This window comes from Armatimonadia bacterium (assembly GCA_039679385.1).
GTDB lineage: Bacteria > Armatimonadota > Zipacnadia > Zipacnadales > JABUFB01 > JAJFTQ01.
In genome coordinates, this window is sequence record JBDKVB010000165.1 from 34,447 (window position 1) to 54,341 (window position 19,895).

The window sequence follows — 19,895 nt, forward strand, 5'->3', positions numbered from 1 at the left end:
CTCTACCCTACCTGCGCTTTGACGCGGGCCGCCAGGGCAGTCAGGCCTTCCCAGTCGCCCTGCTCGACGAGCTTCGGGTTGACGAGTGCTCCGCCAAGACCGGCTCCCACGCACCCGGCCTTGAGAAAGTCTGCCACGTTCTCAGCGGTGACTCCGCCTACGGCCACGAAGTCCATGTCCTTGATGGGCCCGCGAAGCTGCTTGATGTACCCGCAGCCCAGGGGCTCCGCAGGGAAGATCTTGACGGTCGGCGCTCCCAGACGCTGGGCCGTCAGGATCTCCGTCGCCGTTGCGGCACCAGGAATCACCGGCAGGCCGTGATCGACGCAGTAGCCGATGACTTCGGGGTTCACATCCGGCGCAACGATGTAGCGAGCTCCGGCGGCATGCACGGCCTCGGCCAGTTGGCGACTGATGACCGTCCCGGCGCCGAAGACCATGCGGTCGCCCATGGCCCCTGTTACCTCGCGAAGCATGTCAGTCACGCCAGGCGTATTGCAGGTGATCTCCATCAGTCGTATCCCCCCGGCGTACAGGGACTCGGCGATGGACAGAATAGTGGAGGCCGACACCCCGCGCACGATGGCGATGATCTTCTCCTGGCGGAGGTCCTGGTAGAACTGCTCAGCGGCCATGATCTTCTCCCCTATCGGCGGCAAGTCTGTGGCCGCCGAGTACTTGGTGATGGATTCGCGAGGCCCTAACGCCCGACCTCACGGCCTGGTGCGCTGTCCAGCAGTCGCAGCACCTCGGCGCGATCCGAGACAAAGTAGTCGCCCCGGATACCCAGCTTGAGTGCTGCCATGGCGGCCCCGAAGGCCATGCCCTGTGACACCGAGCCCTCGAGCACGCCGCAGAGGACTCCGGCTGCGAAACAATCCCCGGCTCCGAGCCGATCCTGGGCCTCGACCGGGTACCCCGAGCACTTGTGCAGGTCGTGACCGTCCCAGGCCACTCCACCCTCTCCGCCGAGAGTCACCACGCACAGTCCCGCGCCGAAGCGATCCGAACAGGACCGCACGAGCTGCTCCGGCTCGCCCTGCAGACCGAACACCTGCCCGGCATCCTCGCGGGTGAGGAACAGGTAGTCAGCGCCCTGCATGAGTGGCTCAAGGCTCCGGGCGGCCTGCTGGGGCGACCACAGCTTCGCCCGGTAGTTGACATCAAAGGAGACCGGCACGTGCGCCGACCGGGCAGCCTGGACCAGGTCGCGAGTCACCTGCAGGCACTGCTCGGAGAGTGCAGGGAGGATCCCTGACAGATGCAGAATCCGGGTGTCGAGCAGGAAGTCGAGGTCAAGCTCTGCGGTCTGCATCGACGCGACGGCCGAGTGGCTGCGGTCGTAGATCACCTGCGTCGGTCGCGGGCTCGCGCCCGCCTCGACGAAGAACACCTCGTTGCGGGCTTCGGTGGTCCAGACTACTCTTGAGACGTCGACGCCGTGGTGGCCAATCTCCCGTGCCACGCGCCGCCCGAGGGCGTTGTCGGTGAGTCGCGAGACCCAGGCCGTCTGTCGTCCCATCCGCGCCAGGGCCACCATGGTATTGGACTCGGTCCCGGCAGTGCGCACCTCGTACATCGGCGCGGTCTCCAGCCTCTCCCCCGGCTGGACCGACAGGCGCAGCATGGTGGAGCCAACGGTCGTTACATCGAAACGCTTCGACATGGTGGGCAGCTCTGTCCTTCCCCTGGTAACGTGGACGCAAGCCCTCCGGCGTCCCAGAGTTCTGTTCGCAAGGGTCGGCGCAATCCCCTCCACGACCTCCGACGGGACGCCCACCCTTGTCGTCGCCGGTATTCCGGGCTATCATAGAGCCAAGCCCAGCCGTCTGCAACGCCCGGGATGCTGACGGGCGTTTATCTTTTTCTCCATCACGCTCCAGGCCGATATAGAGGGATTGCATGAACGAAGCCCATTTGACCAAGATCGCGGCGGAGTTGTCCCTGCGCCAGACTCAGGTGGCAGCGACCGCCAAACTGCTCTCCGAGGGCGCCACAGTGCCCTTCATCTCACGCTACCGCAAGGAGGCCACCGACAGCCTCGACGAGGTCGCCGTGACCGCCATCCGTGATCGGCTGACCCAACTGGCCGAGCTCGATGAGCGTCGGGAGGCCATCCTGCAGTCACTCACGGAGCGCGAGTTACTGACCGATGAGCTGCAGCAACAGCTTGAGGCCGCAGAGACCCTGGCAGTGCTCGAAGACATCTACCTGCCCTACCGACCCAAGCGGCGAACGCGAGCCATGATCGCTCGGGAGAAGGGTCTCGAGCCCCTGGCTGAGCTCATCTTCGCCCAGGGCGATGACGACATCCTCGTCGCCGCAGCCGAGTACGTAGACGCTGAGAAGGGCGTCGAGACGGTCGAGGACGCTCTCGCCGGAGCCCGCGACATCATCGCCGAGCAGGTCAACGAGGACACCGACACCCGCGCCGTCATGCGCGAGCTGTTCATGCAGAAGGCAACGCTGCGGTCCAAGGTCGTTACCGACAAGGAAGAGGAAGCCGCCAAGTACCGCGACTACTTCGACTGGGAGGAGCCGCTGGCCACAGCACCTTCGCACCGCATCCTGGCCGTCCGCCGGGGCGAGAACGAGGGTCTGCTGACCATGCGCATCCTGCCCGACGAGGAGGAAGCGCTGGCCCTGCTGCAAGCACGCTTCGTCAAGGGTCAGAACGCTGCCTCGGAGCAGGTCGGGATGGCCGTGCAGGATGGTTACCACAGACTCCTGGGCCCCTCGATGGAGTCCGAGGCACGACTGGCAGCGAAGCAGCGGGCCGACGAAGAGGCCATCCAGGTCTTCGCCGAGAACCTGCGGCAACTGCTCTTGGCCGCTCCGCTCGGCCAAAAGAACGTCCTGGCACTCGACCCGGGCTTCCGCACCGGCTGCAAGCTGGTGTGCCTGGACCGCCAGGGCAAGCTCGTGTACAACGACACCCTCTACCCGCACGGCTCCGAGCATCAGGCCACCGAGGCAGCCGACAAGCTGCGCAAGATCGCTGCGCAGATGCACACCGAAGTCATCGCCATCGGCAATGGCACGGCCAGTCGCGAGACTGAGAGCTTCGTGCGCAAGTCCGGCCTGACGCAGGAAATCACCGTGGTCATGGTCAACGAGAGCGGCGCCTCGATCTACTCCGCCTCCGACGTCGCCCGCGAGGAGTTCCCGGATTACGACATCACCGTGCGCGGTTCCGTCTCGATTGGCCGGCGGCTCATGGACCCGCTGGCCGAGCTGGTGAAGATCGACCCGAAGTCCATCGGGGTCGGCCAGTATCAGCACGATGTCGAGCAGGGCTCGCTGCGGCGGTCGCTGGATGACGTGGTGGTCAGTTGCGTGAACGCCGTCGGAGTTGAGGTCAACACTGCCAGCAAGCAACTGCTGACCTATGTCTCCGGGTTCGGTCCGAAACTGGCCGAGTCCGTCGTGACCTACCGCGACGAGAAGGGTCCCTTCCGCTCCCGCAAGGAGCTGCTCAAGGTGCCGCGTCTCGGGCCTAAGGCCTTCGAGCAGGCAGCAGGCTTCCTGCGCATTCGTGACGGCGAGAACCCGCTGGACGCCAGCGCGGTTCACCCCGAAAGCTACGCCGTGGTGGATGCCATGGCCTCCGATCTCGGCTGCAAGGTAAGTGACCTGCTCCGCGACGAGGACCTGCGCAAGCGAATCGCGCTCGATCACTACGTCACGGACACCGTCGGTCTGCCGACGCTCCAGGACATCCTCCAGGAGCTCGCAAAGCCCGGACGGGATCCCCGCGAGCAGTTCGAGGTGTTCCAGTTCGCCGAGGGCGTCGAGAAGATCGCGGACCTCACTCCGGGAATGCGCCTGCCCGGCATCGTGACCAACATCACCAAGTTCGGCGTCTTCGTCGACGTGGGCGTGCATCAGGACGGCCTGGTCCACATCAGCCAGTTGGCCGACCACTACGTCAAGGACCCCACCGAGGTGGTCAAGGTCCATCAGAAGGTCATGGTGACGGTAGTCGAGGTCGACCTCGAACGAGGTCGCATCGCGCTGACCATGCGCACCGGTGAGAGGCCCGCACGGCAGCAGGCCGAGAGCAAGCCGACCGGCGACAGGCAAAGCCGGAAGCGGCCGGAGCGTCCCGCCAGGGCCAAGCGTCAGGAGTCCAGGCCTCAGCCAAAGCCGACCACGGCCCTCGGTGCAGCTTTCTTCGAGGCCCAGCAACGCGGTCAGGACAAGCACGACAAGTAACGCCAAGGGCGCCGGGAGGCGTCGACCTGGCTCGACTACTCAGGGAGAGAAACATGTCCAAACTCGTCACCGCGGTCATTGTGGGAGCCGGACACCGTGGCGTCGGCTACGGTTCGTACAGCCTGTCACACCCCGAGGAACTCAAGATCGTCGGCGTCGCCGACCCGGACGACGTGCGCCGGGAAAAGACGCGGGCCAAGTTCGACCTCCCGGCGGATCGCTGCTACCGGACTGCCGAGGAACTGGCTGCTGCACCACGCTTCGCCGATGCGGTGATCAACGGCACGATGGATCTACAGCATGTGCCGACGACACTCCCGCTGCTCGACGCCGGCTACGACGTGCTGCTCGAGAAGCCGATCTGCCCCACGCGTGAGGAACTGCTGACGCTTCTTGCCAAGGCACGAAGCACCGGCTGCAAGCTCATGATCGGGCACGTGCTTCGCTATGCGCCCTTCTACGTTGGGGTCAAGAAGCGCGTCCTAACGGGTGACATCGGCGACATCATCAGCATCAACACTACCGAGCGGGTGAGCTACCACCACATGGCGGTCGCCTTTGTGCGGGGCAAGTGGAACCGGCGCGAGGTCAACCCCATGCTGCTGGCCAAGTGCTGCCACGACCTCGACCTCATCTCCTGGTTCAAGAGCGGCGTGGCGCCGACGCAGGTAGCGAGCTTCGGACACCAGAGCTACTTCAAGCCGGAGTGCGCACCTGAGGGCGCAGGAAAGCGCTGCCTGGTGGACTGCAAGATCGAGGAGCAGTGCCGCTACTCCTGCCGCAAGCACTACATCGAACAGCGCCGCTGGGGTGCCTACGCCTGGGAGAGTATCGAGCACATCGCTAACCCGACGGACGAGGACAAGCTCGAGTCTCTGCGCACCGACAACCCCTATGGCCGCTGCGTGTGGCACTGCGACAACGATGTCGTCGACCACCAGTCGGTCATCGTCGACTTCGAGGACGGTACGACCGCAGCGCACACGATGGTCTGCGGCACGGCCAAGCCCTGTCGGACGCTACATGTGGTCGGGACGCGCGGGGAGATCGAGGGCGAGATGGAGGCGGGCAAATTCGTCGTGCGCCACCCGGATGCTCGGGCCGGTCACGAGTACAGCGAGGAACTGGTGGACCTGAGCGTGACGGGCGATGGCCACGGAGGCGGCGACATGCGTCTGGTCGGCGACTTCGTGAGCGTCGTGCGGGGAGACGAGCCTTCCATCTCCACCACGTCGGTCGAGGATTCGGTCTACGGCCACCTGATTGCCTTCGCCGCCGACGATGCGATGGTGCAGAGCCGCGTCGTACCGATCGAGAACCTCAAACAGTAGAAACGATACAGGGCGGGTTCTCCACCTTCACTACGGTCGAGAGCCCGCCCTGCAGCAATCCTCGCAAGGCCTCGTCAGTTCTCCGCGATCCACTTCACCCGGGTGCGCGGCACGGTTCCCTCGCCGAACATGCCCGGCACCCTCTCGGTCACCAGTTCGACCTTTCCCTGCTGCAGCAGACGGTGGATGGCCTGGTAGGCTACCAGCGCCTCCTGCCCAAGATGGCCCTCCGACCGCAGCGCCGTCGCAGCCTTGCACAGGTTTCCCAGGCCGCAGATGCCCTGCTCCTGCAGGACCGGCGTAACGGCCTCCACCACCGCTGCCAGGGCTGGTGGCGGACCGGCAGGTATGCGGATCTCTGTAAGCGGGTGCAAGGTGAAGCTCGAGAGCGAGAACCTGCCGGCGCAGTTCCCCGGCATCACCATGCGCCACTGCGTGCCCTCCGGGAAGGCGATCTCAGTGGTCGCTCCGTAGATGGCGCTGTCGCTATGCCCGAGGACCAGCGGCTGGTTGATGCGCAGGCCCACGAAGCTGTCCGGCACGTCAGCGCTGATCGTCAGCCCGACGATCTCCGAAGGCCAGTCCTGGAAGGTCCGTGCGCCGGCCTCCAGGAGGTCAGACCCCTCGCGCAGGTACTCCTCGATCTGCAGGCACATGACCTCGCTCACGTGGACCGAGTTGCCGTCCTGCAGCATCGGGTAGTTGCCGACCGTCTCAGGGACTCCTGAGCGGAAGCGATATCCGCGATCCAGCAGCAAGTTGCCGGCACGCACGTAGTCGGTGGTGTCGGAGAAGACGCCCACAGCGCCGTTGGCTACGTAGGCCATGGTCTCCGCGTTGCCGACGAAGGGGTGAGCCCACTCTCTGCCGCCGCCACTCGGGGTGCGACTGTGGGCAATCCCCAGCGTGCCGGGAAGGTCCATGGCGTCCGTCTGCTCACGCAGTGCCTTGACGTCGCCAACAACCTTGGCGTAGTGCAGCTTTCCCTCGTGAACCGTGGCGACGCCGGTGTAGAAGCCGCCACCAAGTCCCTCTTCACGCTCCAGCATCTCCAAGAGCATCGGGGCTGCCGGCTTGTCTCCCAGGTATGCAGCGATGACGCACATCGGCGAGTTCGACCTTTCTGCGCTGTACTTACTCTAGGCCCGGAGGGCAGCCCTCTCTTGCGGCAGACGTTCCTTCAGCAACTGCTCCAGCCGTCCCAGCTTCTCCTCCACCAGCCGCCGGTCGATCATATACCCGTAGGCCTCGCCATGCCAGCCAAGCCGGGAATCGGCGTCGAGCAAGGGCAAGGCCGACGCAGCGCTCTCGGCCTCGGCACGACAGATCGCCTCGATCTTGTCGAGAAGCTTCCGCTTCGTCGCAGCCTCCTCGGCGGCGCAGAAGGCGTTCCTGGTGAGCAGGAAGTCGACCACGTTGGCGGCGCTGAGGGTTTGCACGACATGGAACCGAGCGACGGCTGTTTCCCGCGCCAGGCGTCGATGGTCGTCGCCCTCGATCTTCGCCAGGGCGGCGTCAAGCAGGGCGATCGCCTCCGTGGCCTTGGCCGCCTCGGAGCGGAAGCACTCCAGCACCTGCTCGGGCGTGAAGGGCGAGACCCAGTTCAGCAGGTCACCCTCGATGTTCTTGTCCAGAAGCCAGGAGTGCGGGAAGGCGCGGTTGATCTGGTCGAAGATCAGCAGGAAGGCAGGGCCCCGACTGACCGGCCCGGTGTACATGACGGGGATGCTGCTGGGGAAGTCCTCATGGGCCTCCGAGAGCTTCTGCCAGGCGGCGACCACCTCGTCGGCGACCTTCGGCCCGAAGTTCCGCAGGGCCACACGCCGCAGACCCTCAGCCACTTCCGCAGGCTGAGGGGACCAGGTGAACTCGCCGGCGGTCTCTGTGCCCAGCGAGGGCATGTTGCCGAAGTTCCAGCAGGTCATCATCCCGCTTACGCCCGTGTCGCGCAGGGCGACGTACTTCCGGGCGATCTTGGGCAGGTCCGGCAGGTAGGGCACGTCCGGGTTCTCGTGGGTCGTGCCGATCTGTATCTTGGCGTACACGGGCAGGTCGCGTCCGCGCTGGAAGTCGGCAACGCCCTGGAATCGCGGCGAGGGCCCGACGACCTTGATGCTGTACTCGTCGTTCGTGTAGGCATACCCGCAGGCCTGCGTGGGCTGGCCGCGCTCGAAGTCACCCATGGCGATCACGCCCTCAGGCAGAGCCTCAAGCACACCGCGCTGCGGGTCGGGCTCCCACATCGCCCAACTCCAGTTCCACACGATGATCTCCGCCTCGGGCTTCACTGCCCAGGCTCCATCCCGCACCAGTCGCACGATCTCGCCGACGACTTCCTGAGGGGTCCGCTGTGAGCAGCGAGGACAGGTGGCGACCTCGCCGGTGCGCTCCTCGGGCTTTTGCGGGTTCACTCGCGACCGGCACCAGCAGTGGCTGGGGAACTCGGAGGCGGTGATCATCATCATCCCGGCCAGTTCGGGCACATGCCGGAGGATGTACTCGGTCGACTCACGCAGATAGGTCTTGACCTCGTCGGTGCTGGTGCAGAGCTGAACCAGCGGCTTGTAGCTGGAGGCCGCACCTCGACACTGCGGGTGATTGCGGAAGAACTCATCGGTCTCCGGAATCGCCATGGGCTCGTTGATGTACAGGAAGACGTCGATCCCATAGCGGGCGGCCCTCCGGCACAGGTCCTTGAGGCGGGCAAGGACCTCTTCGGCCTGCTGCCCGAACTCTGGGAAGACACTCACTTTGGCGAAGTGACGGAAGGCGGCTCGCAGCCAGATTCCATTGAACCCGTGCTGAGCCAGCCGCATCAAGAGGCTGTCGTGGTAGAAGAGGTCGGGACCGGCGTCCTCCTCCTGATAGGCCGGGTAGGCCATGCCGGGCGAGAGCCACTCCGCATTGAAGGGGTCGCCACCAAAGCCCGTCAGTTCGTCCACATAGAAGGGCGACAGCGGCGAGCGATGGATGCGACGCCGGAACTGTGGCCGCCGTGTCTCCTCACCCAGCGGGGCAATCGGTCCACCTCGCTCGCGCATCAGGTTCTCCAGGCGGAAGACTCCCTGCAGCACGCCGGTCGGACCGGCACCAGTCACCTCGATGCCCTCACCACTCACACACACTCGGTGCGTCTCCGGATTGGCGTCCAGCGACGGGTCGATCCCCAGCCGGATCTGGTGCGCAGCGCTCTGACAGCCCAGCGTGCCGCCCACGGACTGGGTGATGAAGTCCGTCAGGTGGTCGGCCGCCACGCGGGCCAACTCCGCATCACACTCGACGCGGATCGCCCAGGTCTGGTCGATCGTCACCTCACCAGCACCGGCAACCGCACCCGCACGACAGAAGGACTCCTCATAGGTCGGCGTCAGAAGCTCCGCTGCGAAGGGCATCGAGTCGATGATCTTCATGCCTTACTCACCGTAGCCCAGGGTGGTGTAGTAGGCCAGGTTCGGCTGGCGCACATCGGCCCGTCCCATCTGCACCACAATCGGAACCGAGGAGCGCAGACGCAGGGCGTACTGGCCGAAGGGAACCTGGAAGTTGCGGTCGCCCACGGGCTTGTCCATGCGGAAGCAGGTGACCCGCCGTGCCGGAGCGAGGAGCTTGATGCCGGCCTCGGGCTCGCGGTCGGAGAAGTACACGTCCATCTCGATGTGCGCGTCCTCGTCGCCGGTATTCAGTACGACCAGCGACTCGTGGCCCTCCAGCGGCAGTCCCTCTTCACCCGCCGGGGGCAGGTCGCCATCGGGGAAGATCCACGTCTTGCGGCCGTCCGGTGTGTTCATGTTTCCTTCCTTCGCTTCTCACAGACGGCGACCAGGCGCCGTGTACTCACGCCCACTGACCCGCAAGTTTCTGTGCCGTCCTGAAGGTAGCACCGCGCTCCAGCAGGCGGTCGACCAGCACCGTGAACTGCTCCATTGCATAGTCGCCGCAGTTCTCCACCAGGAAGTAGTCGGGCTCGACGGCGCCCTCACCGTAGTGCAGTCGCGTGGGCATCGGCATGAACTCCCAGGGGTGGAAGTAGAAGCACAGCACTGCCGGCAGACTCCGCTCAGCGATGTAGCCGAGGAAGTTGTCGATGTGCACCATTAGCTCGTCGGCGCTCTTGTTGCGGAACAGCGGCCATTGGTCACGGTCACGGTGATAGGGGTCGTCGCTCTCGACCGTCATGTCGCAGAAGATGGGGATCTCGACCAGCTTCAGATCTCCGGTCTCCCGCCAGTCCTCGCGGCTCGGGTGGTAGGGCACAAGCTGCTTCTCATAGCAGTAGAGCGGATAGGAGGCGTCGGCCACGTAGCCCAGATCGTCCAGGGCGTTGCATACGGCAGTGCTTCCCCACAGACGCGGGCAGCGGAAGGAGACAGGCCTCTCGCCGAGTGCCTCGGTTACCCAGTCCGTCGCGACCTTCAGGCGGAAGGGCACTTCCTCGGGCAGCAGCGGCTTGACGCCGGGGATCTCGAAGATGGGGTCGCCGACGGTCTCGTGGTACAGCGAATGGCAGCCGACCTCGTGTCCGGCTTCCTTGACGCTGCGCACCACTTCGGGGTGCAGCCGCGCGCTCTCGCCGGTGAAGAAGAAGGTGCCGGTGATGCCCCGGCTCCGGTACAGGTCCAGGATCTTGGGGGTGCCGTCGGTCACACCGGTGTAGTCGATTCCCCAACTGCCCACATCGGTCTCCATGTCGAAACCGAAGACGACGGTGATGTCGCTCATGGTCTGCTCACTTGCCTTCGTATAGGTCTGGGTGATACCCAACGGGTCGCCGACGAATCGGCGACCCCCGTCGATCGGTCACAAGGCAGACTTGCCCCGACCTAGAGCTCGATGACTTCGAGGTGCTTCTCGGACAGCCACTCGACGCCGGACTTGGTGACCCGCACGCCGTCTTCCCAGCGCATTCCGAAGCCCTTGGTGTACAGGAAGGTGTCCACCTGGAAGGTCATGTTCTCGGCCAGCGGGTACTTGGAGCTGGACTCCATCCACGGGCGCTCGACTTCCATCAAGCCGATGGAGTGGCAGGGGCCGTAGAGCAGGTAGTCGCCGTAGCCACGGGCCTTGACGAACTCCTCGAACTTGATGACGACCTCGGCCGCGGGCACGCCGGCCTTCATCATTTCGGCGGTCTTGAAGTGCGCCTCCAGGCCGAACTCCGCCAGCTCGCGCATCTTCGCCGGCATCTTGCCAAAGCACACCGGGCGGCCGACGCTGGAGGAGTAGCCGTTGACCAGCGCGCCGATGTTGAGCTGAATCAGCTCGCCCTCCTTGAGGACCTTGGGGCTCGGGCGGCCGATGGCATGGGTGCTGTTGCGGCCCGAGAGCACGTAGGTCGGATGGCCCTCGTACTCGGCGCCGTTCGCATACATTGCTGCCTGCGCAAGACCGACAACCTGCTGCTCGGTCATGCCCGGCTTCATGTTGTTGAGGACGTACTCGGTGGCGACTTCGCTGATGCGGAAGGCCTCACGCATGCACTTGAGTTCGTTGGCGCTCTTGACGGTGCGCATATCGACGATGAGATCGTCGGCGCGGACGATCTTCGCCTTGCCGACGCCCTTCTTCAGTGCGTCGTGGAGGGTGACCGGCATGACGGGAAGGCCGGCGATGCCAAGGCGCTTGACTTCCTTGCCACCAGCGGCGGCCGCGATCACGTCGGCGAAGGTGTCGAGGACGACGCCGGGATACTCAGGCTCGGCCGACTCACGGTACTCGAGAAGCTGCATGATGCGGCCGGTTTTGGCCCGGTCCTGGGCGAAGGTGAGGGTCTCGGGGCCGATGAGCAGGATCGGGTCTCCCTCCCGACCCAGGGCTACGCCGCCGGTCTCAAAGAGCGGCCAGTAGTCGGCCAGGTACCGCACGTTGGACGGATCGGCTTCGTCCCCGTGGGCGATGAGGACATCGATATCGGCCTGCGCCATCTTCTCCTGCAGTGTCGCCCAACGCTTGGCGAACTCGGACTTGGGGATGCTAGGCGTTGCCATCAGCACGTTCACTCCCGTTGGTGATCTGTGAAGTCGCCCAGGGGCCACAGTGGCTCGGGTACGACCAGTCACTCTCTCGATCAAAGGTACGTGCAGGTTCGCCGAGCTGGCCGGGCTCCCCTTCATCGATACGCCCACTTTGTCCAGCCTGCCTCAGGTCGAGGTGAAGGGCAAAGGATTCAGTCCGCGCCCGGGGAAGTGGGTCGCCTTGTCGCTCAGTATCCATCGCGAACCAAGGACGCAGGGAGGCCAGTGCTCCATGCATGACCCCAAGTGGTGTATCTTCTTTGACTTCCATACGATGCCGGCGTGCCCTGACGTCGGCGCCGGGTTCGACTTCGACGCCATCACCGGCCAACTCGCCGACTGCGGCGTGGACTACATGGTATTCCCGGCCCGCTGCAATCTCGGCGTGGCCTACTACAACACCAAGGTCGGCATCCGCCATCCCTCGCTGCAGTACGACCTCATCGGCAAGCTCTCCGAGGCCTGCCAGAAGCGCGGCATCGCGCTGTCGTGCTACATCAACACCGGCCTCAGCCACGAGGAGGCCCTCCTCCACCGCGAATGGTGCGTGCTCAATCCCGAGGGGTACACCTATCGCCCCAACCGTCTCGACCACTTCTTCCGCCAGATGTGCTACAACACCGGCTACACCGAACACCTGGAGGAGATGATCCGCGAGCTCGTCTCCGGGTATCCGATCTCCGGCCTGTTCTTTGACTGCATGCACACCCAGCCCTGCGTGGGCGTCGAGTGCATCCGCGAGATGAAGGAACTGGGCGTGAACTGGCAGTGCGACGAGGAACTGCACCAGTACAACTACATGAAGATGAACCGCTTCGCACGGCGGATTGCCGATACCGCGAAGGCCGTCAACCCGAACCTTCTGCTCTACTGCAACGGGGTCGACTACGAGGCGCAGAGCGACATCGGCACCTACCTGGAGTTCGAGTGCCTCCCCACCGGCGGCTGGGGCTATGAGACCCTTCCGGTCGGTGCTCGCTACCTGCGGACCCTGGGCAAGCCGGTCCTGAACATGAGCGGACGGTTCCACAAGTCCTGGGGCGACTTCGGCGGCATCCGCACCGAGGCCAGTCTCGAGTACGACTGCGTGTACGGTATGGCCAACGCCATGCGCACCACCATCGGCGACCACTTCCACCCGCGCGGCGACATCAACAAGGCGGTCTTCGACCTCTACAAGCGTCTCTACGACCGGCTCCAGCGCTATGAGCCCTGGCTGGACAAGGCTACCGCCGAGGTCGACACCGCGATCGTGTGGCCCTATCCCTACCCCGGCTACAAGTACATGGCACCGGCAGCCCGCGAGACCTTCTCGCAGTACTACACGGCCCTGAAGGGCGCTTGCCGACTGCTGTGCGAGCTCAAGTGGCAGTTCGACATCGTCACCGACTTCTCGGACTGGGACAAGTACGAGCTGCTCGTGCTGCCCGACCGCACTCCCCTCAACGAGGAATGGGCAGGGCGAATCCGCAAGCACCTCGACAAGGGTGGTGCGATCCTCTCGAGCGCCTGGTCGGGTCTGGATCCCGAGGGCAAGGACTTCGTCTTCGAGGATTGGGGCCTGCACTTCGCCGGCGAGGACCCCTATGACCCGGCGTTCTTCCGCCCCTCTGCCGAGGTCGCCGAGAAGATGCCGGACATGCCCGTCACGCTCTACCAGAAGGGCACCTGCATCGAACCGCTGCCGGGAACGGAGGTTCTTGCGGAGATCATCGCCCCCTACTACAACCGCCATTGGGACGGCGAGCACGGGTTCGTGTATCTGCCGCCGGACAAGCCAACTGGACGAGCGGCACTCACCCAGAAGGGTCGTCTCGGGCACTTCAGCCACCCGGTGTTCAGCAGCTACAACCTCGATGCGCAGGTGCCCATCAAGCAGATCGTAGCGAACCTGCTGGGCCGCATCATGCCGAATCCGCTGGTGAAGGCGCCCGGTCTTCCTTCCTTTGCCCGTGCCAACGTCACGGCTCAGCCCGGTCGCCGGATGCTGCACCTGATGTCCTATGTGCCGGAGCGCCGTGGCGGCACCGTGGACATGATCGAGGAGCGTATCGAACTGCGGGACGTCGCCGTCGCGCTGCGTGCGGACGGCCATGAGGTCAAGTCCGTATACCTGGCGCCCGATCGGCAGGCACTGCCCTTCGAGGTCCGCGACGGCTATATCCACACCACCGTGCCGGAGGTGGACGGTTACGCGATGGTGGTATTCGAGGACTAGCAGGGGCCTGGCTCAGCGATTACCAGACCGCCACAACCTCCCTGGAGAGGGGACGAGACAATGGCGTTCAAGCTCAGCACTCGCATGCTCTTTTGCGACTGGCACATGCCCAACTTCCTGCCCGAGATCAAGATCGACTACGACGAGTACTTCGAGGGGGTCAAGCGCACCGGGGCGCAGAGCATGATCTTCATGTCCAAGACCGCCCACGGGACCTGCCTGTTCCCCAGCAGTGTCGGCATCACGAACCGGACGATGCACGGCGACCTGTTCGGCGAGATCGCCACGCGGGCCAAGGCGGCCGGGCTGGAGTTCATCGCCTACTACAACATGATCCTGAGCTGGGAGCTCGCGCGGCTGCACCCGGAGTGGACCCAACTCGACCGAGAAGGCAAGCCGCTGCGGATGTTCCTGTACCCGTGCTCGTGCATGAGCAACGAGGAGTTCGCCGATCACGTCTCCAGCCACATGGCGGAGGCGACTGCCCGCTATCCGATCGACGGCTGGTTCCTTGACCTGCAGTACTTCGCGCCGCAAGGATGCTTCTGCCCCTCCTGTCGTCGCCGGTTCAAGGAGCAGTTCGGTTACGAACTCGACCCCGAGCACTTCGGGGTCGCCCAGTGGCTCGACCTGTACACTTACCAGGTCAAGACGCGCGAGGCCTTCATTCACCAGGCCCTTGACCGCTGCAATGCCGAGAAGCCCGGCCTGAGCTGGTCCTGGAACGGCTGCGGGAACCCGAGCTCCATCTCGGCCACCCTCGATGAGGGCGCCCACTATCTGTCCACGGAGGCCCATCCTCCCTCCTACCTCCACGCGAGTCATGCCACCCGGTACTGCGAGGGGCTGGGCAAGCCCTTCACCCTGTTCATGCCCGAGAGTCAGGGCTCCTGGGGCGACTGGACGGTCACGACCCCGGCGACCATCAAGGGGCTGTCCGCAATCGCCCTGGCGCACGGCGGTGCGCTCAACATCAACCACATCCCGTACCCCTGCGGTGACCACGGAGGCAAGGTCCCACAGAAGGTGTGGGACACCATCGCTGAGACCTTCCGCTTCGTCGCCGAGCGTGAGGAGTTCTGCTCGGGCAAGCGCCCGGTGCCCTCAGTGGCCGTCTTGCACTCCGCCTACAACTCCCGGCTTCTGCAGTCGATGGCCCGTGCCGGCAAGGGAGGCCACTTCGGCTCCGCCACTTACAGCAACGAGTCCGCGCTGTCCCAGTTGCTGCTCGAGACTCACCTCTCCTGGGAGATCTGTCCGGAGACGATGACCCTGGAGCAGATGCGCAGCTACGAGCTGATCATCCTGCCCTACATGCCCTATGTGTCCGAGGAGCTTGCGACCAAACTGCGGGCCTACGTGGAGGGGGGCGGCCGTCTCCTGGCCGGCTACCACACCTCGCTGTTCGGTGAGAAGGGCGAGAAGCTGGAGAACTTCAGCCTGGCCGACCTCTTCGGGAGCGACTACCAGGAGGACTCCGCCTACAGCATCAGCTACCTGGACAACTTCGACGAGGCGCTCGTCGGAGAGCTGCCCGACATGCCGCTGCTCATCAAGGACGTCTCAAGCGGGCTGATGAACCCGGCGAACCACGCTCTCTACTGCCGTCCGCGACCGATGACGAGGACGCTGGCGCTGATCACCGACCCGATCATTGAGAGCGACTTCGAGATCGGGCACTATGTGTACCACGACCACGCGCCTCCGGGATACGCGACCGACTACCCCGGCATCACACTAAGCAGCTACGGCAAGGGCCAGGTCCTCTACTTCGCGGTTCCCTTCCTGCAGGGATACGCGACGAAGAAGTCGCCCTTCCTGCAGCGGCTCTTTGCCCTGCTGCTGACGGACCTGCTCGGGGTGTCAGGCAAGGCTCGCGTCGAGGCTCCGAGGTCTGTGAAGACCTCGCTGATGCAGGACGAGGAAGGCTGGCTGCTGCACTTGGTGCATCTGCAGCAAGGCACCGACGACATGTACCTGGACAGCTTCTACCGGCCCGACCCGATCACCGTGCGGGTGAATCCGGGCTGGAAGGTGAGCAGCGCCCAGGAGTGCGTGACCAAAGAGACCTACGAGCTGCGCCAGTCGGAGGAGTGGACGGAGTTCACGATCCCAGGCATCCGGGACCATCTGGTCGTGCGTATCGCGCGAGGATAGAGGCGAGGCAGCCGGCTATCAGTGGGGCTGCACTACTTCGGCGCGATGACGGTGCGGGCGTACCAGTCGTGCCGCCGGGACCATCAGCGCCAGTAGTACCACCATCGACGCCGGCAGCACCAGTACGGCGGAACGCAGGCCGAAATCGTCGCCCAGGGCGCCAATCGTCCAGGGGAAGATCACGCAGCCCAGGACTCCCGCCGCCGAGAGTAGCGCGAAGAGCCACGTGGAGGCGGTGCTGATGTGATCCGAGGCCACGGACAGCATCGTGGGCCAGAAGCAGGCGACGAAGAGCCCGCTGAGGGCGAACAGGCACCAGGCCGCCCACGGAGACTGTACACCGGCGAGGCCCACCGTGGTCAGCCCACAGCACACCGCTGAGGCCGTCATCAGTCCGACCGGGCCCACGCGGGTTACCAGAAAGCCGCTGGCGAACCGACCCAGGGCCATGAAGCTGCCGTAGACGATCGTTGCCAGGGCGCCGCCACGTGCCGAGGCGCCCAGGATCTTCACCATGTAGTTGGGGGCCCAGGAGGTAATCCCGGCCTCACAGCCCCCACCCATGACCATCGCCACAAACAGCACCCAGAAGAGGGGCAAGCCGAGGAAGCGTCGCAGCTCCGACGCGCCGGAGCTTGCCCCTTCGGTTTCCTCCCTGTGCCTTGGGTAGTGCGGGGTCAGGAAGAGCACGGCGCAGACCGCGCAGGGCAACAGCCAGATCAGGAAGGCCATCCGCCACGAGTGCCCCGAGTCAAGCAGCCCCCCGGTGGTGAAGGCTCCCACCACCAGCCCCAGCGAGAACAGCCCGTTGAGGATGTTGAGAGCCCGGGCGGAGTGTCGTGGGTTGAGCTGCGCCGCCAGTGGGTTGACAAGAGCCTCAACCACGCCCAGCCCAAGGCCGGTGATCCCCATCGCACCCAGAATCGAGGAGTAGCCGCTGGACTGCGCCCCCAGGAGTTTCCCGGCAGCGATGGCCAGGAAGCCCCAGAACAGGAAATGCTGCTTGCCGCGTCGCTGGCCAAGGTATCCGACCAGCAGGAGCGACACGACCAGTCCCACCATCCGCAGCGATATCACCGCACCACGGTGCTCGAGGTTCAGACCCAGGTCAGTGCCGATCGCGTCCAGGGACACCGCCGGGACCACCTGGACGGCACCGAAGACGGTCATGCCGAGCGTGGAAGCGACCATCAGGCGCAGATAGGCCACTGGCTCCCGGGGCGCGATTGGCGAGTTTGTGGAGGTATGCCGGGGTGCGTCCTGCGTCTCCATGCCTGCTTGCTCCTGCGGTGATGGTGCGAGACTGGTAGATTGTAGGCGAGACTCGAGGCGCTGGCAACCCGACCGGTACTGACCAGCCTCGCCACCGGCGCAGGCGGTGTGCTGTGACCGACCGGGAGGACCCCTGCGAGCGGCGGCGAACTGGGCACGCAGCAAGCCCCGCGTCCCTGGCCGGAAGTCCGGGGGCCTCGCCCGCGACACCTTGCCCTCATAAGTGCACGGAGGTGCCGACACATGCGACGACGTCTGCTTCCCCTGCTCACCCTTCTGCTGGTGGCAGCCTCATGCCTGACCCAGGCTGCGGAACCAGTTACCGCTCCCCCAAAGGAGACCCTTCCGGTGACGAGCCCGACCTATCCGCTCTTTGGCGGCTGTGGTGGAGTGTATCTGTATGCAGAATCAGGCCCCCTCGTAGTGGACCTCTTCAAGCGCGACCGCAACACTCGCGATACCACGGCCGAGCTGCGGGCGATTCTCGTCGGTCCGGATCGCCAGGTGCTCCAGGAGGTCTCGATCCCGGATGACCGCAAGCCCACGGGCAGTGGGCTTGGTCCGATGGAGCAGGTTACGCTGAGCACCACCGTTGAGCGCGCGGGCGTGTATGCAGTCAACATCACAGTCTCGCAGGACCGCTACGGTGACAACCTGCTCTGGGGCTTCAAGACCAACTGCCGACGCTTCCTGGTAGAGACGGCACGAGGGCACAGGGATCGGCGACATGAGGAGCCCATCGTCCTGGGCAGCCCGGAGCAACCCGGTGATGTGTGCTTCCTCCCCCGCAAGGGCGAGATGAACCTTGACGCGAGCGGTCTGCTGGCTTCCGCCGGTCCGCTGCAGCTCTTCGACGGCGCAGGGAAGCTGGTCAAGGAGCTGCCGGTCGACAACACCGGCAAGACGGAGGCAAGCTTCCCTGCCGACCCCTCACGCGGAGACAAGCCCTGGCGCCTGCATTTCCCCGCCGCCAAGGGTGTCCTCAACCTCGACGGCCTCACGCGCTGGGAGACGAAGGATGCAGCCCCCGACCTTTGCTACTGGTCACCTGATCTGACTTCCTGGTTCCCCTTCCTGCGCAGCCGCTGGCTGCTCTCGCCCTACAGCACCACGGTCTACGGCGATGCTGGGGAACCGCAGCAAGTGACCTTCCAGGTGCACAACAACGCCGACGAGGAGCGCGGGGTGCAGTTGGCCCTGGAGTTCGACGGGGCACCCTGGCCGGTGCAGCTCTCCACCCAGGAGGTCCGCGTCAAGGGTCGCTCGGCGGTCCCGGTCTCCCTGCAGTTCAGCTTCCCGACCGACGGGAAGCCACATCAGCTCCGCCTGCGCGCCACCACGGAGGACGACGGGTTCTCGACCTACTCGACGGTGCTGCTCAAGCCAGGCAACGCACCGGCGACGCAAGCCCTCAAGATGCCCATCCTGCTGAAGCCCTATCAGCACGAGAACGAGCAGTTCGGCTACAGGCCCGACTACCCGCTGCAGAACCAGATGTACTTTGACCCCTCGAACCACGCCGTCACGGAGGTTGCCGGCGGCATCTCGATGCTGGTCGATGGGCGCTGGACCACCATCGACCTGAGTCGCGCAGTGACCGCACGCGTGCCGGACTTCAAGGGCGAGACCTTCTCCCTGTCGACCACGAAGGTCGGCTTTGACCGTGAGGGCGGCCTGTACCTGCTGGCGACCTGCGCAGGTACTCCTGTGCTCCTGCACTCGGCGGACCGAGGCAAGACCTTCACCGCCTATGTGATCCCCGGCCGTCGCGGCGCCCTGGACCTCGAGCAGTGCTCCGGCCACAATCTACCGGACGGGCCGATGCCCTTTGTGCGGTTCGTCGCGACGGCCTCCGACCCCAAGCTCATCTGGCGGCGTATCAACGACCTCGAGCTGTTCGTACCGCGCAAGGTCGGTGACCGTCTGGATCTCGGTCAGCCGATCCTGATCTCGCGCGAATGTATCGGCTTTTCCGGGCACTCCGGGATGCCGTCCTCCGTGGTATCGCGGGGCTCGAAGGTCCACGTCATCTGGGGCGAAGCGACCGACCCGGAGGCGAAGGCTCCTGGTGTTCCGACCTACGTGGTGACCTATGACCGCGAGACGGGCAAGCTCACAACACCGGCCCTGGTCGGATACGGGCCGCCCGCCAATGACATTCACAACACCCCCAGCATGACGATGGACGCTGACGGGTATCTGCACATCCTGGTGGGCACTCACGGCAGGCCCTTCCAGTACGCCCGCTCGTTGAAGCCCAACGATTCCAGCGCGGGCTGGACAGAGCCTCAAGCACCGGGCGCTGACCTGAGCCAGACCTACGTGGGTCTGGTCTGTGGCGCCGACAACACGCTCCACACCACCTTCCGTCTCTGGCGGAGCGGCGAGCCCTTCCCGGCGAGCTCCTACGCCACCCTGGCCTATCAGCGCAAGCGTCCCGGCCAGCCCTGGGAGGAGCCCCGCATCCTCATCCTTGCGCCCTTCTCCGAGTACAGCGTGTTCTACCACCGACTCACCATCGATCAGCGCGGGCGGCTGTTCCTGTCCTACGACTACTGGTCGACCTACTGGTTCTACCGCAACGATCATTTCGGTTCGCGTCGCGCGCTGCTCATGTCGCCCGACGGAGGCGATACCTGGAAGCTGGTGCAGACCTCCGACCTGCAGTGACCCAAGGAGGCGACCGCAGAA

The 19,895-nt window shown here is 65.0% G+C and carries 13 protein-coding genes; 5 read left to right on the forward strand and 8 right to left on the reverse strand.

From position 1 onward, the window contains the following. Positions 1–2 precede the first annotated feature (2 nt). Together ABFE16_19240 and ABFE16_19245 are read right to left on the reverse strand one after the other, a co-directional pair. Positions 3–635 carry a bifunctional 4-hydroxy-2-oxoglutarate aldolase/2-dehydro-3-deoxy-phosphogluconate aldolase gene (locus ABFE16_19240; protein MEN6347435.1) on the reverse strand — a complete coding sequence of 211 codons (633 nt, stop codon included), beginning with the start codon at positions 633–635 and terminating at the stop codon, positions 3–5. Positions 636–700: 65 nt separating this feature from the next. Next, positions 701–1,666, reverse strand: coding sequence for a sugar kinase (locus ABFE16_19245; GenBank protein MEN6347436.1), 966 nt, complete (start codon positions 1,664–1,666; stop codon positions 701–703). 236 nt (positions 1,667–1,902) lie between these two features. On the opposite strand from ABFE16_19245, the gene ABFE16_19250 reads away from it, so the two are divergent. Both ABFE16_19250 and ABFE16_19255 read left to right on the forward strand, forming a co-directional pair. Beyond that, the gene (locus ABFE16_19250; GenBank protein MEN6347437.1) at positions 1,903–4,215 is read left to right on the forward strand and encodes a Tex family protein; all 2,313 of its coding nucleotides are present in this window, start codon (positions 1,903–1,905) and stop codon (positions 4,213–4,215) included. A gap of 53 nt (positions 4,216–4,268) precedes the next feature. Beyond that, the gene (locus tag ABFE16_19255; GenBank protein ID MEN6347438.1) at positions 4,269–5,546 is read left to right on the forward strand and encodes a Gfo/Idh/MocA family oxidoreductase; all 1,278 of its coding nucleotides are present in this window, start codon (positions 4,269–4,271) and stop codon (positions 5,544–5,546) included. A 74-nt stretch (positions 5,547–5,620) separates the two neighbouring features. On the opposite strand, the gene ABFE16_19260 is transcribed toward ABFE16_19255, so the two are convergent. From ABFE16_19260 to ABFE16_19280, 5 genes are all read right to left on the reverse strand, one after another. Beyond that, on the reverse strand, positions 5,621–6,652 hold the full coding sequence (locus ABFE16_19260; GenBank protein ID MEN6347439.1) for a hypothetical protein: 1,032 nt from the start codon (positions 6,650–6,652) through the stop codon (positions 5,621–5,623). A gap of 33 nt (positions 6,653–6,685) precedes the next feature. Beyond that, positions 6,686–8,956, reverse strand: coding sequence for a hypothetical protein (locus tag ABFE16_19265; protein ID MEN6347440.1), 2,271 nt, complete (start codon positions 8,954–8,956; stop codon positions 6,686–6,688). Positions 8,957–8,959: 3 nt separating this feature from the next. Beyond that, entirely contained in the window at positions 8,960–9,334 is a 375-nt protein-coding gene (locus ABFE16_19270) for a sensory rhodopsin transducer (protein MEN6347441.1), read from the reverse strand. A 46-nt stretch (positions 9,335–9,380) separates the two neighbouring features. Further along, positions 9,381–10,265: a polysaccharide deacetylase family protein gene (locus tag ABFE16_19275; protein MEN6347442.1), complete on the reverse strand. Its 885-nt coding sequence runs from the start codon at positions 10,263–10,265 to the stop codon at positions 9,381–9,383. Positions 10,266–10,366: 101 nt separating this feature from the next. Then, positions 10,367–11,530 carry a Xaa-Pro peptidase family protein gene (locus ABFE16_19280; protein MEN6347443.1) on the reverse strand — a complete coding sequence of 388 codons (1,164 nt, stop codon included), beginning with the start codon at positions 11,528–11,530 and terminating at the stop codon, positions 10,367–10,369. A gap of 259 nt (positions 11,531–11,789) precedes the next feature. On the opposite strand from ABFE16_19280, the gene ABFE16_19285 reads away from it, so the two are divergent. After that, entirely contained in the window at positions 11,790–13,775 is a 1,986-nt protein-coding gene (locus ABFE16_19285) for an alpha-amylase family protein (GenBank protein ID MEN6347444.1), read from the forward strand. Positions 13,776–13,835: 60 nt separating this feature from the next. Further along, complete coding sequence (locus ABFE16_19290; GenBank protein ID MEN6347445.1) at positions 13,836–15,932, forward strand: alpha-amylase family protein; 2,097 nt, start codon at positions 13,836–13,838, stop codon at positions 15,930–15,932. An 18-nt stretch (positions 15,933–15,950) separates the two neighbouring features. Here ABFE16_19290 and ABFE16_19295 read toward each other — a convergent pair whose 3' ends face one another. Next, positions 15,951–17,204 (reverse strand): MFS transporter, encoded by a 1,254-nt coding sequence (locus ABFE16_19295; GenBank protein ID MEN6347446.1) that lies wholly within the window; start codon positions 17,202–17,204, stop codon positions 15,951–15,953. A 243-nt stretch (positions 17,205–17,447) separates the two neighbouring features. Between ABFE16_19295 and ABFE16_19300 the strand changes: the two genes are divergently transcribed. Beyond that, positions 17,448–19,874 carry a BNR-4 repeat-containing protein gene (locus ABFE16_19300; GenBank protein MEN6347447.1) on the forward strand — a complete coding sequence of 809 codons (2,427 nt, stop codon included), beginning with the start codon at positions 17,448–17,450 and terminating at the stop codon, positions 19,872–19,874. Positions 19,875–19,895 lie beyond the last annotated feature (21 nt).